At 70.8% G+C, this 12,726-nt stretch carries 12 protein-coding genes and 1 pseudogene; 7 read left to right on the top strand and 6 right to left on the bottom strand.

The features are described 5' to 3' along the window. Nucleotides 1-2 precede the first annotated feature (2 nt). Nucleotides 3-905 carry a LysR family transcriptional regulator gene (locus tag SCAB_RS11180; protein WP_013000178.1) on the bottom strand — a complete coding sequence of 301 codons (903 nt, stop codon included), beginning with the start codon at nt 903-905 and terminating at the stop codon, nt 3-5. Between the two features lie 228 nt (nt 906-1,133). Between SCAB_RS11180 and SCAB_RS11185 the strand changes: the two genes are divergently transcribed. From SCAB_RS11185 to SCAB_RS11195, 3 genes are read left to right on the top strand one after another with little or no spacing between them, the layout of a single operon-like run. Beyond that, nucleotides 1,134-2,375: an acyl-CoA dehydrogenase family protein gene (locus SCAB_RS11185; RefSeq protein WP_049875691.1), complete on the top strand. Its 1,242-nt coding sequence runs from the start codon at nt 1,134-1,136 to the stop codon at nt 2,373-2,375. Further along, entirely contained in the window at nt 2,372-2,944 is a 573-nt protein-coding gene (locus SCAB_RS11190; RefSeq protein ID WP_013000180.1) for a flavin reductase family protein, read from the top strand. The genes SCAB_RS11185 and SCAB_RS11190 overlap by 4 nt, the downstream gene beginning before the upstream one ends. A gap of 26 nt (nt 2,945-2,970) precedes the next feature. Next, complete coding sequence (locus SCAB_RS11195) at nt 2,971-4,500, top strand: acyl-CoA synthetase (RefSeq protein ID WP_041669069.1); 1,530 nt, start codon at nt 2,971-2,973, stop codon at nt 4,498-4,500. Here SCAB_RS11195 and SCAB_RS47955 read toward each other — a convergent pair. Continuing rightward, a pseudogene (locus tag SCAB_RS47955) lies at nt 4,468-5,023 on the bottom strand (ATP-binding protein); the annotation flags it as partial. The gene SCAB_RS11195 and the pseudogene SCAB_RS47955 sit on opposite strands and share 33 nt — an antisense overlap. 703 nt (nt 5,024-5,726) lie before the next feature. On the opposite strand from SCAB_RS47955, the gene SCAB_RS11205 reads away from it, so the two are divergent. Next, nucleotides 5,727-6,557 (top strand): IS5 family transposase, encoded by an 831-nt coding sequence (locus SCAB_RS11205; RefSeq protein ID WP_049875623.1) that lies wholly within the window; start codon nt 5,727-5,729, stop codon nt 6,555-6,557. Here SCAB_RS11205 and SCAB_RS46920 read toward each other — a convergent pair. From SCAB_RS46920 to SCAB_RS11215, 3 genes are all read right to left on the bottom strand, one after another. Beyond that, on the bottom strand, nt 6,475-7,041 hold the full coding sequence (locus SCAB_RS46920; protein ID WP_041668749.1) for a BAR domain-containing protein: 567 nt from the start codon (nt 7,039-7,041) through the stop codon (nt 6,475-6,477). The genes SCAB_RS11205 and SCAB_RS46920 overlap by 83 nt on opposite strands. Before the next feature lie 228 nt (nt 7,042-7,269). Then, entirely contained in the window at nt 7,270-8,655 is a 1,386-nt protein-coding gene (locus SCAB_RS11210) for an MFS transporter (RefSeq protein ID WP_013000184.1), read from the bottom strand. 5 nt (nt 8,656-8,660) lie between these two features. Then, nucleotides 8,661-10,028, bottom strand: a complete 1,368-nt coding sequence (locus tag SCAB_RS11215) for an NAD(P)-binding domain-containing protein (RefSeq protein WP_013000185.1) — start codon at nt 10,026-10,028, stop codon at nt 8,661-8,663. A 105-nt stretch (nt 10,029-10,133) separates the two neighbouring features. On the opposite strand from SCAB_RS11215, the gene SCAB_RS11220 reads away from it, so the two are divergent. The 3 genes from SCAB_RS11220 to SCAB_RS11230 are packed head-to-tail and all read left to right on the top strand — an operon-like array spanning nt 10,134 to nt 12,097. Beyond that, nucleotides 10,134-11,192 carry a flavin-containing monooxygenase gene (locus SCAB_RS11220; RefSeq protein ID WP_013000186.1) on the top strand — a complete coding sequence of 353 codons (1,059 nt, stop codon included), beginning with the start codon at nt 10,134-10,136 and terminating at the stop codon, nt 11,190-11,192. A 48-nt stretch (nt 11,193-11,240) separates the two neighbouring features. Beyond that, nucleotides 11,241-11,606, top strand: coding sequence for an ArsR/SmtB family transcription factor (locus SCAB_RS11225; RefSeq protein WP_013000187.1), 366 nt, complete (start codon nt 11,241-11,243; stop codon nt 11,604-11,606). After that, entirely contained in the window at nt 11,603-12,097 is a 495-nt protein-coding gene (locus SCAB_RS11230) for a GNAT family N-acetyltransferase (RefSeq protein WP_013000188.1), read from the top strand. The genes SCAB_RS11225 and SCAB_RS11230 overlap by 4 nt, the downstream gene beginning before the upstream one ends. A gap of 2 nt (nt 12,098-12,099) precedes the next feature. Here the strand turns inward: SCAB_RS11230 and SCAB_RS11235 are convergent, their stop codons facing one another. After that, nucleotides 12,100-12,663 (bottom strand): DinB family protein, encoded by a 564-nt coding sequence (locus tag SCAB_RS11235; RefSeq protein ID WP_013000189.1) that lies wholly within the window; start codon nt 12,661-12,663, stop codon nt 12,100-12,102. Nucleotides 12,664-12,726: the final 63 nt, after the last annotated feature.

Consider the following 12,726-nt stretch of genomic DNA (forward strand, 5'->3'; position numbering starts at 1 on the left):
TTCTACCGGGCGAGTTCGGCGTACGGAACGCCGCTCGCACGTCGGGCCACCCGGCGTGCGAGCTCGGCGAAGGCCGGGGCGGCGGGCGAGTGACCGGCCTCCGGAAAGACGACGGCGGCCACCAGGCCGAGGGGCTCCTTCGGAGCGACGTTCTCCACTCCCGGGTGCGGGAACATCCGGGTGGCCGACAGCGGCATCAGTCCCACCATGTGCTGGTAGGCGATCTTCAAGGACACGTCCAGGGCCGAGCGGGCGTGGGAGCCGACCGTCGGGGCGTGGTCGTCCCCGTTTCGTCCGCCCACCCAGAAGTCGAGGCCCGGCTCGGGGGTGACCCAGGGCTGATCGAAGACCTCGGTCACGTCGACTGCGGCGGCCGAGGCCAGCGGATGCCCCTTCCACAGCCCGACGGAAAGGGGCTCGGTGAAGATCGGTACGCGTGTCAGGCCCGGCATGTCGACGTTCAGGGGCAACAGCGCCACGTCGTACTGGCCGGCCAGCAGCGGGGCGAGACCCTGGTGGAAGTCCGCTTCGTGTACCCGGATCGTGACGCTGGGATACCGCTCGCAGAACGCCTCGATGACCGGATGAGTGAGTTCGGCCAGAGCCACGCCGTAGCACGCGACCCGTACCTCGTCCCGTCGCCTGGCCCGGATGGCGCCCGCGGCGGCGGCGAGCCGCTCGGCGTCGGCCAGCACCTCGCCCGCCCGTTCGAGCAGTTCCGCGCCGTCGGCGGTGAGCGCCACATGCCGTTTGTCGCGGTCGAACAGCTGGACGCCCAGCTCACGCTCGAGAGCGGCGATCGATCGCGTCAGCGCGGGCTGGGTGAGGTGCAGATGCTCGGCGGCGACCCGGAAATTCAAGGTCTCGGCGAGCGCCGAGAAATGGCGCAAACTCCGGAGTTCCACTCAGCCCTCCAGAAAGGCGAGGTCCACAGCGTCGTGGTCCGCGCCAGGTTACAGCGCGCTTCCCCGCACGTCACCAGGCAGAAATGTGCGGCATTCCCGTCACCCCCTCCGACCTGCTGTGATGCACGGCACTCATCAAGCCCGCAGTTTCCGGCATTGGACGGTCCTCCGCCGCGCTGCCGACACTCCTTTCAGGCCGACCCAGAACAGCAGCGGATGAGGTGCGAATTGTCCGAGACAACCGAGGCAGCCGGGAAAATCATCGAGATTCCGCAGCCGGAGCCGGACCTGACACCGGAGGAACTGGTGCGCCGGGCCGCCGATATGAGGACCTGGCTTCGTGATCATCAGGACGAGACCGAACAGCGGACCGGCATCTCCGAGGACACGCACAAGGCGTTCCTGGAGGCGGGTTTCTACCGGTCCCTCCAGCCACGCCGCTTCGGCGGCTACGAGTTCGACCTGCGGACCTACTCCCGGATGGTCACCGAGGTGGCCCGCGGCTGCCCGTCCAGCGGCTGGAACCTGTGTCTGGCCGCCTCCCACAGCCTGGTGGTGGCCGGTCGCTTCCCCGGGAGCACCCAGCGCGAGGTGTTCGGGCCGGAAGGTGACTTCCGGGCCCCGCTGCCGATCGCCCCGAGCGCCACCGCGACGAGAACCCCCGACGGGTACCTGGTCAACGGCCGCTGGGACTACTCCTCCGGAGTCAACGTCTCCACGCACTTCCTGGGTGGCGTGCTCATCATCGACGAAGAGGGCGGCATGCCCACGCCGGGCATGGTGCTCATGCCCACCGGCTGGCGGATGCTCGACAACTGGGGCGAGATCCTGGGCTTCCGCGGCAGCGGCTCCAACAGCGTCGTGGCCGAGGACGTCCTCGTGCCGCACGAGTACGTGTCCAGGACCCATCTCCTGGCGAACGACGCCACCGACGGGCCGGGGGTGGAACTGCACGGCAACCCGATGTACGCGGGCCGGCTGATGTCGTTCTTCAACATCCAGCTGTGTTCGATCGTGGCGGGCACCGCCTGGGCCGCGGTCGACGAGTACCGGCGGATCATCACCACCAAGAACAGCCCGTTGCCGCCCTTCAAGCCGCGCAGCCACGATCCGGAACACCAGCGCAACCTCGGCCTGGCCACGGCCCTGGCCGACAGCGCGCAGCGGATCGTCCTGTCGGTCACCGACGACTACACCGCCTACGCGGCCCGGGGCCTGGCAGGGGGCGAGCCCTTCTCCGAACTGGACGACCAGGCCCTCTCCCTCGCGGCCCGGCAGTCCGGCCAACTCGCCTGCCAGGCCGTCGAGATGCTGGCCTCGGCCAGTGGCTCCAGCGCGCTGGCGAACGGCGAGCGCATGCAGCGGTACCTGCGCGACATCGCCACGTACAGGACGCACATCAACGCCCAGCACAGCTGGTGGGCCATGGGATACGCCCGCTCTGTGCTCGGCGTGGAGAACCCGGCGTGAACCGGTCGACGTCCGCCGCGACGGCGCCCGGCGGCGGCCCGGCGGACGACCCCGGCCGGTTCCGGCACGTGCTCGGCCACCACCCGACGGGTGTCACGGTGGTCACCGCGGAGGAACCCGACGGCACCCCGGTCGGCATGGTCATCGGCTCGTTCACCTCGGTGTCCCTCGACCCCCCGCTCGTCGCGTTCTTCCCCGGCCGCTCCTCCACCACCTGGCCGAGGATCATGGCCGGCGGCGCCTTCTGCGTGAACGTACTGGCCGCCGGCCAGGAGGGCCTCTGCCGGGATGTCGGCGCCAAGGCGCCCGACGTCTTCGACCGCCACCCGTGGCGCGGCGCGCCCTCGGGCAGCCCCGTCCTGGCGGGCGTCGCCGCCTGGATCGACTGCGACATCGCCGACGTGCGGACCCTCGGCGACCACTACTTCGTCCTCGGCCGCGTCCGGGAACTCGGGGTGGAGAAGACCGGCGTCCCGCCGCTGGTCTTCTCCCGGGGGCGGCTCGCCCCGTTGCCGCCCCACCGGGACCACGACGACTCGGCCGACTACACATGGCCCGACTGGCTCTGAGAGCTCTGAGAGAAGAGAGACGCACCATGCGCGATCAAGGGCTCGGCTCGTGGCCCGCGCGGCGTGCCCGCATGGCACCGGAGGCCACCGCCGTCGTGCACGACGGTGGATCCCTGTCCTACGGCGAGCTGGCCGCGCGCGTGACGCGGCTCGCTCACGCCCTGCGTGCCCTGGAGGTCGGCCACGGCGACCGGGTGGCCTACCTGGGCGCGAACCATCCGGCCCTCGCGGAGACCCTGTTCGCCGCGAACACGCTGGGCGCCGTCTTCGTACCGCTCAACACCCGCCTCGCGGCACCTGAGTTGGCCTTCATCCTGAGGGACGCGGGGGCGGCGGCACTGCTGTACGACGCCGAACTCACCGATGTCGTAGAAGCGTTGAGGGACGACGTGGAGGTGAAGCACTACGTCGAGGTGGGGAGCGCGTACGAGGAGCTGCTGGCGAACGCACCCGACGACCCCCTGGACGAGACGGTCGGCCTCGACGAGGTGTGCATGATCCAGTACACCTCCGGCACCAGCGGCCGTCCCAAGGGCGTCATGCTCACCCACGCCAACATCGCCTGGAACTGCTTCAACATGCTGCTGGACGTGGACATCGTCTCCGACGACGTCGCCCTGGTGGTGGCACCGATGTTCCACACCGCCGCCCTCAACACCGTCTTCCTGCCGGGCTTCCTCAAAGGAGGGACGTCGGTGCTGATGCGCGGCTTCGACCCGGAACGGGTGCTCGACGTCATCGCCGGGCACCGGGTGACCAGGATGTTCGGCGTACCCGCGATGTACCAGGCCATGGCCCGGTCGCCGCGGTGGGCGACGGCCGACCTGTCGTCGGTCCGGATCCTGCAGTGCGCGGCGGCACCCGTCCCCAAGGCCCTCATCCACACCTACCAGGACCGTGGCCTGACCTTCCTCCAGGCATACGGCCTGACCGAGACCGCCCCGGCCGCACTGGGCCTGCGCGCACAGGACAGCATCCGCAAGGCCGGCTCGGCCGGCACGCCCTGCTTCTTCACCGACGTACGCGTGGTGCGGCCCGACCTCACCGATGTCGCACCGGGCGAGGTCGGCGAGGTGATCATCGAGGGCCTGAACGTGATGAAGGGCTACTGGCAGTGGCCCGAAGCGACCAAGGACGCCTTCTTCCAGGGAAGTTGGTTCCGCTCCGGAGACGCGGCCACCGTCGACGAGGAGGGGTACGTCACGATCGTCGACCGGATCAAGGACATGTACATCTCCGGCGGGGAGAACGTCTATCCCGCCGAGGTCGAGCAACTCCTCCACCAGCATCCCGCGGTCACCGAATGCGCGGTGATCGGCGTACCCGACGAACGATGGGGCGAGGTCGGCAGAGCGCTGGTCGTGCCCCGCGCGGGCGCCGAGGTGTCGCCCGGCGACATCATGGACTCCCTGTCCGGCCGACTCGCCAAGTACAAGCTCCCCAAGTCGGTCGTCCTCGTCGACGCCCTGCCCCGCAACGCCACCGGCAAGATCCTCAAGGCCCGCCTGCGCCGCCAGTACGGCTCAATGCCGGCCCGCGGCGCCGAGGAGGCATGAGGTCAGGGCACCCGAAAACGCCGGGTGGCGGCTGATCCACGGTCGTGAAAGAGGTACGGGGGCCGTTCGCCGGCGCGCTCTCCTACCGTGCCGGGCATGGCGCGTCCCCCAGCGCTCGGCGAGCCGAGCGACGAGGAGCAGGCCTCGCCCGTCCTCGTCGAAGGCACGGGCGCGGCGCAGATGAGGGGTGGTGCCGGCACCGTCGGACACCTCGCACAGGGGGTGCGGTCGTGGATGAGGCGCAGGCGGATGGGGAGTCTGCCGTAGCGGATGGCATGGGTGACCAGTTCGCCGACCTCGAGTTCGGCGGTGAAGCCGAGGTTCTCCAGTCCCCAGGCGCTCAGCTGCCGGGTGACACGCGACCTGGCCAGTAGCAGGGCGGCGTCATCGTGGGGCCGGTCGGCGGGCAGCAGGGCTCGGGCAGGTCGACCTCCGCCGCCTCGAACGGCAGGCCGCCCAGGCCCGACGGCGGGCCGGGCGGCAGGTCGAGGAGGCCGCCTGTGCCGCGCACCGAAAACACCGCCGACGTCCGACCATGTGCCGAACCGATACCTGACGGAGTTGGGACAGAGCGTTCTCGACCCACGCCCTCACCGCGAAGCAGCCGGTGAGACGCGTGCCGCGAACGTCAGCATGTTCCACGCGGTGGACGTGGGGAAACAGGTCGAGGCCATTCGGTCACACCTGAGAAAACCGAGAAAACCGCAGCTCAGATCCCCTTTGCGACAGGCTCCAGAACCGCCACGCACTCCACATGATGCGTCTCAGGAATAAGGTCTAACAAAAACAGGTCGAAGGAAGTCGCAGGTCAGAGGCTCATGAGACGCAAATCGGACAGGCCGTCCGTGTGCGTTACGTGCAGAGTGGGCGCTATATGCAGCACGCTGACGCGCTTTGCTCACCTCTGGTGACGGCAAACGGGGTCTCAAGCCGCCCAGGAACCGGTCAGGCACTAAGTGCGTTGTGGCTAACCGGATTTCGTTCGAGGTGTGCGGCGCGGGTGATCATCTGGACGGAGGTTCGGGTGCGGTCGCGGGCATGAGAGAACGGGCCCCTTGGTAGTGACGCGGTTACGACACCAGCACGACCAAGGAAGCCCGTTGCCCGATCAGTTGAGCAGCATCTCTGTGCCTGCGTCCACCGCGGTCACCCCTGGGTGTGACTGCTACGTGCACCGGTTCGGTTCGCTCGCTCCGGGACGGCGGGCAGCCTGCTATCCCAGTGACATGACGGATGCGGAGTGGGCCGAGGTCCGCGCCGCGATGCCGGTGCCGGCCTGGCTCCTGAAGCGGGGCGGGCGCCCCGAGGCGTACTGCCACCGGACAATGCTCGACGCGGTGCGCTACCTGGTCGACAACGGCGTGAAGTGGACGGCTCTGCCGGTCGATTTTCCGTACTGGCGGGCGGTCTACGACTTCTTCCGCCGCTGGCGGGCCTACGACTATGCGCGTGAGCTGTACGAACGCCTGCGACATTCGGCGAGGGAACGCTCAGGCCGCAACGCCGAGCCCAGTGCCGGGATCATCGACAGTCAGTCGGTGGACGCCTCCGAGACCGTCGGCGAGGACAGTCGCGGATACGACGGCGGCAAGTCACGTGACGGCCGCAAGCGTCACATCCTGACCGACACCGAGGGTCTGCTCCTGGAAGTGACCGTGACCACGGCCGATGTGCACGACTCCAAGGCCGCCCCCGCACTGCTGGAGACGTTCATGCAGCAGCCGGGACGGCTGCTGCAACTGGTGTGGGTCGACAGTGCCTACCAGGGTCCGGCGCTGGCGAGGGCGTTCGCCCGTCACGGAGTCCGGACCGAGGTCGTGCGCCGCTGCGACGGGCAACGCGGATTTGTCGTACTGGCCCGCAGGTGGGTCGTGGAGCGGACGCTGAGCTGGCTGGCCCGCTCACGCCGCCTCAACCGCGACCACGAACGCCGCCCCGACCACCACGCCCAGATGGTGTGGTGGGCCGCCGTGATCAGACTGTCCCGGCGCCTGGCCGCAGACGCTCCGCGCTGGCCGGAGAAGCGTCCCGGCCGACTGCCCCGGGCGCGGGCATGAACCGTCCGTCGTTCGCCCGCACCAGCCAGCCCCGCTTCTCCAGCACGTAGGCACGGTGCCGGATCTTCTCCACCTCGTTCTTGATCTCCGCTTCCCGGCCCACCGCCCGCGTCAGTTCCACCCCGTTCACCGGCCCCGAAGCGGCCACCATCGCGGCGAACACCTCCCGATACAGGCCGCTGAGCACCTCCTCGCCCATGCCCGACCGCCACACCGGCGGCCGCTCACCATGCCCCACGCCGGAGCCGCTCGACCCCAGGGCAGCAGCCATCTCGCCACCAGACGGCACCAGAACCGGCGTATTCACCGGGCTCTCCCCAGCCAGCACCGACACAAGTTCCTCACGCCCCACCCGGGCCCGCTCGACCCGCTCCCGCGCGGCATCCACCTCCGCCTGAGCCTGCTCCAGGACCTCCGTCCAGGACTCCAGATCCTGCCTCGCCCGCGCCTCACGCTGTTCCATCAACCTCAGCACCGACGGCATCGCACCCTCCTCGATCCACAACAAGCCGTCCGCTGCCTGCCCCTACCCCGCCGCGATCATGCCCCGCACACGACGAAGCCCCTGCTCACCGAACAGGGACTCCCTTTGCCACAACGCACTAAGGGAACACCGCGGGCCCCACACGGATGTCCGGAGAGAACCGTGCCAGCCTGGCTGACGGCCCTATGCCCACCCCAGGACTCCCTCCGAGACGCTCGCCCCGTCTCTCTACGTGTGGCTGCCGCACGACGGGGCGGACGTGCCCGATCTTTCCGCTGAATCCGCCAGCAAGGGCGAGGGCCGCCGCGGCGGCATGCCGACGGGATCACTCAGTGCTGGGTGGCGCTCGGCGGCCGTGGGGTTCGGCTGCGCAGCTGCGCTGAGAGCCGGGCGAGTGTCCGAGTGGTTGCGGCTCTCCCCAGAGGCCCCCAGGGCAAGGCAGGCGGCCACGACGGATAGCAAGGCAAGGGCTGCGAAGAGGTATGGGTAGCCGCCGAGTGGACCCGCGAGGGCGGCACCGGCCCAGGGGGCCAATGCCCCCGCGATGCGGGCTGGGGCGCCGAGGAGCCCGGAGAGACGGCCGTATTGGGCGGTGCCCCAGCGATCGGTGACCGCAGTGGCCTGGAGGAGGGTGAGGTTGCCCCGGACGACTCCTGCCAGGACCGCGAGGATCACCAGGAAGGGTACGGGGCCGGGAATGAGGGCGAGGGCAGCGGTGGTCGCGCCGCCGAGGGCGATGAGGGAGGCCGTGCGGGTGGTGACGGATGTGCGGGCGGACAGGCTCGCGTAGAGGGTGCGGCCAAGCGTCTGGCCTGCTCCGCCGAGCCCGAGGGCCAAGGCGGCCTGGAGGGGCGTGGCGCCGCGTTCGGTGAGGAGTGGGATGAGGCCCATGACGACGGCGTACATGGCGAAGCTGGAGAGGGTGAAGGCTGCGGCCAGGAGGAGGAAGGGGCGGCTGCGGGGAATGGGGGTGTGACCGGGGGCGGGTGGCGCCGGTGGGGCAGTCGGCCAGGGGGCACGAAGCGCCAGGGCGTGCGCCGGGATGGTGACCGCGGCCAGGATCGCTGCGAGGACCACATAGGTGGCGCGCCAGCTCATGTGCTCGGCGAGGGCGGCGGTCAGGGGGGCGAAGACGGTGGAGGCGAGTCCGCCGGCGAGGGTGACGATCGTCAGGGCGCGGACGCGGTCGGGACCCCACCAGCGGGTGAGGGCGGCGAAGGCGGGCGGGTAGAAGGTGGCGGCCATGGCCAGGCCCGCGAGCAGCCAACCCGCACTGAATGCAGCGAGATTGGGGGCGGCCGCGATCACCAGCAGGGCAAGCGTGCCGAGCGCGGAGCCGGCGGTCATCACGGCTCGCGGTCCTCGGCGGTCGAGGATCCGGCCGATGGGGATGCCCGCCACGGCGGAGACGAGCAGGGCTGCGGAGAAGGCCGCGGTGGTGGCGGCCTGGGACCAGCCGGTGTCAGCAGTGATCCGGGAGCCCAGGACGGGGAAGGCGTAGTAGAGGATGCCCCAGCTGGTGATCTGGGTGACGCACAGGGCGGGCAGGACGGCGCGGGGCCGCGACCGGTCCCCTGTGCCGGTCGCGGCCCCGCTGCTTTGAAGTTCGGTCACTTCGGTCAGCAGCCGCCGGAAGCGGGCGCGCCGCCGATGGTCAGGGTGGCGGGGGCCGCGCAGCAGCCGCCGCCGGTCTCTTCGGCGGCCTGCGGCTGGTCGAAGAGGCCGGCGCCGCCGCAGACTCCGGTCTCGGGGAGGGTGAGTTCGACGCGTTCGGCGGCTTCCTGGTCGCCGGCGAGGTGGGCGGCGATGGAGCGGACCTGCTCGTAGCCGGTCATGGCGAGGAAGGTTGGGGCGCGCCCGTAGGACTTCATGCCGACGAGGTAGACGTCCTTCTCCGGGTGGGAGAGCTCGCCCACGCCGTGCGGGTAGACGGTGCCGCAGGAGTGCTGGTTGGGGTCGATCAGCGGGGCCAGCTCGACGGGGGCTTGGAGGCGCTCGTCCAGGCCCAGGCGCAGCTCGGAGACGAACGAGAGGTCGGGGCGCAGGCCGGTGAGGACGATGACCTCGTCGACCGCATCCAGGCGGCGGCCGTCCTCGGCGACCAGGACCAGGCGGCCGTCGCTGTCGCGTTCGACGGCGTCGGTGCGGAAGCCGGTGACGGCGTCGGCGTATCCCTCGTCGACGGCGGCCTTGGCGGCGAGGCCGAGGGCGCCGCGGGCGGGGAGCTGGTCGGCGCTACCGCCGCCGAACGTGGAGCCGGAGATGCCTCGGCGCAGGATCCAGGTGGCGTGGGTGCCGGTTCCGTCCTCGGCCTTGGCGAGGTCGGCGAGGTAGGCGAGCGCGGTGAAGGCGGAGGCGCCGGAGCCGATGACGGCGGTGCGCTTTCCTGCGTACCGGGCGCGGACGGCCGGGTCCTTGAGGTCCGGGATGCGATACGAGATCCGGTCGGAGGCAGCCTGCTCGCCGAGAGCGGGGAGGCCGTCGCCGCCGATGGGGCTGGGGGTGGACCAGGTGCCGGAGGCGTCGATGACGGCGCGGGCGAGGATCCGCTCCTCGGTGCCGTCGGCGTTGACGACGCGGACGGTGAAGGGCTGGCTCTCGCGGTCGGCGTCGACGACACGGTCGCGGCCGGCGCGGGAGACGCCGGTGACGGTGGCGCCGTACCGGACGCGGTCGCCCAAGACGTCGGCGAGGGGCTGGAGGTAGAGCTCGGCCCAGTCGCCGCCGGAGGGGTAGGTCGCGCCGTCGGGGGCGGTCCAGCCGGTGGGGGCGAGGAGCTTCTCGGCCGCCGGGTCGACCACCTCGGACCAGGTGGAGAAGAGGCGAACGTGGGCCCAGTCGCGGGTGGCGGTGCCCGCGGTGGGGCCGGCTTCCAGGACCAGCGGGGTCAGGCCGCGGGCGGTGAGGTGGGCGGCGGCGGCCAGGCCGACGGGTCCGGCGCCGATGACCACGGTGGGCAGGTCGGCGGTGGTGGCAGGCGCGTTCACGGCAGGCTCCTCGTTTGTTTCGACATCCGTCGATGGCTTGCGTTGCCAGCATGCCACCTGCTTCGATGAGCGTCAACATAGACATTCATCAAATCGGGGGTTCTTGTGGAACACGTGGACGTCGCGGTCATCGGAGGCGGCCAGTCGGGCCTGGCGGCCGCATACGCACTGGCCCGGCAGGGCCTTGTGCCAGTGGTCCTAGAGGCGTCGGAGCAGGCGGCCGGGTCGTGGCCGCACTACTACGACAGCCTGACCCTCTTCTCACCGGCCCGGTTCAGCGCACTGCCCGGCATGCCGTTCGGCGGCGATCCGGACCGCTATCCGCACCGCGACGAGGTCGTCGCCTACCTGACCGCCTACGCCCGCCGCCTCCAGGCCGACATCCGCACCGGCCACCGGGTGGCCGCGGTCAGGGCGAACGGCGGCGGGTTCACCATCGAGCTGGAGAGCGGGGGCCACCTCGCGGCGCGGGCGGTCATCGCGGCGAGCGGCAGCTTCGGCCGCCCCCACCGTCCGGCACTGCCGGGCCTCGACTCCTTCACCGGCCGGGTGCTGCACGCGGCCGACTACCGGGACCCGGCACCGTTCACCGGGCAGCGCGTCATCGTGGTCGGAGCAGGCAACTCCGCAGTCCAGATCGCAGCCGAGCTCGCCCGCGTAGGCCGTACGACGCTGGCGACCCGGGCGCCGGTGAAGTTCGCCCGCCAGCACCTGCTCGGCCGGGACCTGCACTTCTGGCTCACCCGAACCGGCCTGGACACCGCACCGCTGGGACGCCTCCTGCGCACCCCGCCCGGCCAGCCCGTCCTCGACGACGGCCGCTACCGCGCCGCCGTGAACGCCGGCACCCCGGACCGCCGCCCGATATTCCAGGGCCTGGACGGCGAGAAGATCACCTGGCCCGACGGGACGGAGGAGACGGTGGACACGATCATCCTTGCCACCGGCTACCGCCCCGACCTGCCCTACCTCGCCACTCTCGACGGCACGCTCGACGCCGGGGGCCGGCCGCTCCACCACGACGGGCGCTCCTCGCACCACCCGGGCCTGCACTTCCTCGGGCTGGAGTGGCAGCGCAGCCTGTCCTCGAACTCGCTGCGCGGCGTGGGCCGGGACGCCGAACGCGCGGCCCGGCAGCTGGCCGCCCACCTGCGGGCCCGCTGACACCGTCACACCCTCGCCTCGTGCTTCGACATGTGTCAACATAGACGTATGTCGAATGTGAAGGTCCTGCCGCTGCTGGAGTCCGAGACTGTCGCACCGTGCTGCCCGCCCCTGACGGAGCGCCCGCTGACGGCCGAGGAGGCCGAGCGGACCGCCCTCATGTTCAAGGCACTCGGCGACCCGGTACGCCTGCGGCTCTTCTCCGCCGTCGCCTCCCACGAAGGCGGCGAGGCGTGCGTGTGCGACATCTCCGACGTCGGCGTCTCCCAGCCCACCGTCTCCCACCACCTCAAGAAGCTCCGCGAGGCAGGGCTGCTCTCCTCCGAACGGCGCGGCACCTGGGTCTACTACCGGGTCGAGCCCGCGGTGCTCGCCGCCATGGGACGGCTCCTCACCCGCGCTGCAGCCGCATGAGCATCACCATCACACCGATCACCGAAGCCCACGCGGACGAAGTCCTGGCGATCTACCAGGCCGGTATCGACGAGGGCAACGCCACCTTCGAGACCACCGCCCCCACCTGGCAGGTGTTCGAGGCGGGCAAGCTGCCGGAACACCGCTTCGCCGCCGTCGCCGACGACGGAAAGGTCCTGGGCTGGATCGCGGCGAGCGCGGTCTCGGACCGGTGCGCCTACGCGGGCGTGGTCGAGCACTCCGTCTACGTCCACCCCGCCGCCCGAGGGCAAGGAGTCGCCATGCAGCTCCTCACCGCACTGATCGGCTCGACTGAGTCCGCAGGGATCTGGACGATCCAGTCCGGCATCTTCCCCGAGAACCGCGCGAGCCTCGCCCTCCACCAGCGGGCCGGCTTCCGGGTCATCGGCACCCGCGAGCGCATCGGCCGCCACCACGGCGTGTGGCGCGACGTTGTCCTGCTGGAGCGCCGCAGCCTGCGGATCAGCTGACCTCACTCGTCCCGCTGGAGCCCGAGCCCGTCGCCGCCGTTCAGGGTGAGCTGGCGGCGGTGGAAGTCGAAGTGCTGCGTCGGGTAGCGGTAGATGTCCGCGAGCGTCATGAAGTCCTTGAAGAAGGGGTCCCACCGGACGGGGTAGTGCATACCGCGGGCCAGGTCGGCGTCGGACTCCGCGGCCAGCCGACGCTGGAGGGAGTCGAGGACTCGGTCGAACGCGGCGCCCATCCGGCGCGGCCCGTGGACCTTCGCTGCCCCGCGCGGGCCGGCGTAGTTGACCCAGTCGAACGGCACGGTTCCCGCGTTCAGTAGCCGGGCGAACGCCTTGCTGGCGCCGTGGGGAAGCCGCCCGAAGACACGGACGAGGACCAGCAGGGCCCGGACGACCATGTAGCCGAAGAGCATGTGCCACAGCAGCTGCCCGTTGGTCCACTTGGTACCGCGGGTGGGCCGGGCAAGGTCCGCCGTGGAGGCGGAGTCCAGCAGCTGGTGGAAGGTGCGGCGCGCTCGTTCGTAATCCTCGTACACGGCCTGCCGGTCCATCGGAGTCGTGTTCGCCATTGTCTGCCAGCTCTCGATCGCCCCTCGGCACGGTGCCCGATGTCGCGATGATGACCGCTTCCC

It is taken from the genome of Streptomyces scabiei 87.22 (assembly GCF_000091305.1).
GTDB classification, from domain to species: domain Bacteria; phylum Actinomycetota; class Actinomycetes; order Streptomycetales; family Streptomycetaceae; genus Streptomyces; species Streptomyces scabiei.

Coding starts and splice junctions, on each gene's coding strand:
- SCAB_RS11195 (WP_041669069.1), top strand. CDS start 2,971: ATGCGCGATCAAGGGCTCGGCTCGTGGCCCGCGCGGCGTGCCCGCATG.
- SCAB_RS11235 (WP_013000189.1), bottom strand. CDS start 12,663: ATGGCGAACACGACTCCGATGGACCGGCAGGCCGTGTACGAGGATTAC.
- SCAB_RS46920 (WP_041668749.1), bottom strand. CDS start 7,041: ATGCCGTCGGTGCTGAGGTTGATGGAACAGCGTGAGGCGCGGGCGAGG.
- SCAB_RS11205 (WP_049875623.1), top strand. CDS start 5,727: ATGACGGATGCGGAGTGGGCCGAGGTCCGCGCCGCGATGCCGGTGCCG.
- SCAB_RS11225 (WP_013000187.1), top strand. CDS start 11,241: ATGTCGAATGTGAAGGTCCTGCCGCTGCTGGAGTCCGAGACTGTCGCA.
- SCAB_RS11230 (WP_013000188.1), top strand. CDS start 11,603: ATGAGCATCACCATCACACCGATCACCGAAGCCCACGCGGACGAAGTC.